Source organism: Bacteroides sp. D55t1_190419_B8, assembly GCF_015558905.1.
Lineage (GTDB): Bacteria > Bacteroidota > Bacteroidia > Bacteroidales > Bacteroidaceae > Bacteroides > Bacteroides vicugnae.
In genome coordinates this window covers 1-2606 of the sequence record NZ_JADMOU010000062.1, presented here as the reverse complement: position 1 = coordinate 2606, position 2606 = coordinate 1, and the positions used below count along the sequence as shown (strand labels likewise).

Below are 2606 nucleotides of genomic sequence, written 5' to 3'. Positions count from 1 at the left end.
TAATTCAGAGATTATTATAACCTCTGTGTCCTCCGTGTCCTCTGTGGTGAAATAGTTCATTTATATACTGTTTTTACTCCAATTCAACTACTGACTCATATAAATCTGTATCTGAATACTATAATATATCTGTTCCATCCTTCTATCAGCGGATAGGCGTCATTCCCATCTTCTTTGCCCGTTCCAGCATGAAAGCATGAGCCGCCTCATATTCGTTCGGAATCACTCCATCCAAGATTGCATCTTTAATAGCACTCTTCAAGACTCCGACCTCACGACAAGGTTCCAAGCCGAAAATCTCCATAATTTCTTCACCGCTCACAGGTGGCTGGAAATTACGGACACGGTCTTTCTCTTCCAAATCCTTCAGTTTCTGTCGAACCAACTGGAAGTTATTCAGGAAACGCTGTTTACGTTCCATATTCTTGGAAGTAATATCCGCTTCGCAAAGCATCATCAAGTCGTCAATGTCATCACCCGCTTCGAAGAGCAGACGGCGTACAGCCGAGTCTGTCACCACGTCATCCGCGATAACGATCGGGCGCATGTGCAGGCTGACCAGCTTTTGTACATACTTCATCTTCTCATTCATCGGCAACTTCATCTTGCGGAAGATATGCGGAATCATCTTTTCACCGATAAAGTTATGATTATGGAACGTCCATCCCGCTTTAGGTTCCCAACGTTTCGTGACAGGTTTGGCAATGTCGTGCAACAAAGCAGCCCAACGAAGCCAAAGGTTATCAGTCTTCTTGCTGATATTATCCAGCACTTCCAACGTATGATAAAAATTATCCTTATGGGAACGCCCGTTCCGTGTTTCCACCCCCTGCAAGGCAGCAAATTCCGGAAAAATCAACGGCAGCAAACCGCTACGCTCCAAATCAATAAATCCTTTTGAGGGGATTGGAGAAAGAATAATCTTATTCAGTTCGTCCGCAATACGTTCACGGGATATAATTTCAATCCGTTCCTTATTCCGGCAAAGCGATTCGAAAGTATCATCATCAATGTAAAAACCCAATTGCGTAGCAAAACGGATGCAACGCATCATGCGCAAGGGATCATCGCTGAAAGTGATATCCGGGTCGAGGGGAGTGCGGATTGTCTTTTCCTTCATATCCTCCAAACCTCCGAACGGATCTACCAATTCGCCAAAACGTGCTTTATTGAGACATACGGCCAAAGCATTGATCGTGAAATCGCGACGATTCTGATCGTCTTCCAGCGTGCCGTCTTCAACGATAGGTTTACGCGAATCCCGTTGATAAGACTCTTTACGTGCACCAACAAACTCTACTTCCGTGCCTCTATATTTTACTTGTGCTGTTCCGAAATTCTTGAAAACAGAAACATGAGCACCACGTCCCAACTGTTTTCCAAGGGCTTCCGCCATTGCAATTCCACTTCCTACAACTACTACATCTATATCTTTAGAGGGACGCTGCAGAAAAATATCACGAACGTAACCACCTACCACATAACACTCCATACCAAGTGTATCAGCCGTTTCGGCTATCTGTCCGAAGATGGGTTCGCTAAAATGCTGCTTCAATTCCTCTTGAGTCAACTCTATCATTCTTTTTAGTTATAAGTTTTGAGGGGACAAAATTACAAAAATAAGGGATATATTTGTACTTTTGCCGCTAATAAAACCAGTAAATAGAATTTGTGATGAAAAAACTGACTATCCTCTTTTGTGGTACGCTGGCATTAGCTGCCTGCGGAAATGGCCTTGAGAAAAAAGCCAATGAAAAACTGATGGTTGCCAAGGCTGCCTACGAACGTGGCGACTATGAAGAAGCTAAGTTACAAATTGACAGTATCAAGATTCTCTATCCCAAAGCGTTCGAAGCACGTAAGGCGGGACAGGCACTGATGCTCGATGTTGAAACAAAGGCACAGCAAAAAACGCTTGCTTACCTGGATAGCGCCTTTCAGGCAAAGACGGAAGAATTCAATGCCATCAAGGACAAATTCAAACTAGAAAAAGATGCCGAATATCAACAAGTCGGCAACTACCTCTGGCCTACACAGACCATTGAAAAGAATATGCACCGTTCATACCTCCGCTTCCAAGTGAACGAGCAAGGTATAATGAGTATGACTTCCATCTACTGTGGTGCCGGCAATATCCACCATACAAAAGTGAAAGTGATTGCCCCTGACGGCAGTTTTGCAGAAACTCCAAGCTCCAAAGACAGCTACGAGTCAACGGATATGAACGAGAAAATAGAAAAAGCTGACTACAAACTAGGGGAAGACGGAAATGTAATCGAATTCCTGAATCTCAATAAAGACAAAAATATCCGTGTGGAATATATAGGCGACCGCACCTATAAAACGACAATGAGTCCCACCGACCGCCAGGCCGCAGCAGGTGTTTACGAATTAGCACAAATCCTCTCTGCCATGGAGCAGATTAAAAAAGAACAAGAGGAAGCCAACCTGAAAATCGGATTCATCAATAAGAAGAAAGAACGGAAAGCACAGGAAGAAATTACCGATTAGTAAAAGGAAAGCCATTCAGCAAAAAGAAAGCTATCCGGTTAGAAAGAAATATATTTAGGCACGGATTACGCGGATTACACGGTTTAAAAAGATTG

At 43.4% G+C, this 2606-nt stretch carries 2 protein-coding genes; one reads left to right on the top strand and one right to left on the bottom strand.

Going from position 1 to position 2606, the window contains the following annotated elements:
* Positions 1–145 precede the first annotated feature (145 nt).
* Positions 146–1579: a CCA tRNA nucleotidyltransferase gene (locus I2I13_RS24310; RefSeq protein ID WP_074707796.1), complete on the bottom strand. Its 1434-nt coding sequence runs from the start codon at positions 1577–1579 to the stop codon at positions 146–148.
* 95 nt (positions 1580–1674) lie between these two features.
* Here I2I13_RS24310 and I2I13_RS24305 point away from each other — a divergent pair, with 95 nt between their 5' ends.
* A complete protein-coding gene (locus I2I13_RS24305) occupies positions 1675–2511 on the top strand; it encodes a hypothetical protein (RefSeq protein ID WP_074707794.1) in 837 nt (278 codons plus the stop codon).
* Positions 2512–2606 lie beyond the last annotated feature (95 nt).

Bases quoted from the DNA above. Each gene is read 5' to 3' on its own strand.
- I2I13_RS24310 (WP_074707796.1), bottom strand. From the start codon at position 1,579: ATGATAGAGTTGACTCAAGAGGAATTGAAGCAGCATTTTAGCGAACCC.
- I2I13_RS24305 (WP_074707794.1), top strand. From the start codon at position 1,675: ATGAAAAAACTGACTATCCTCTTTTGTGGTACGCTGGCATTAGCTGCC.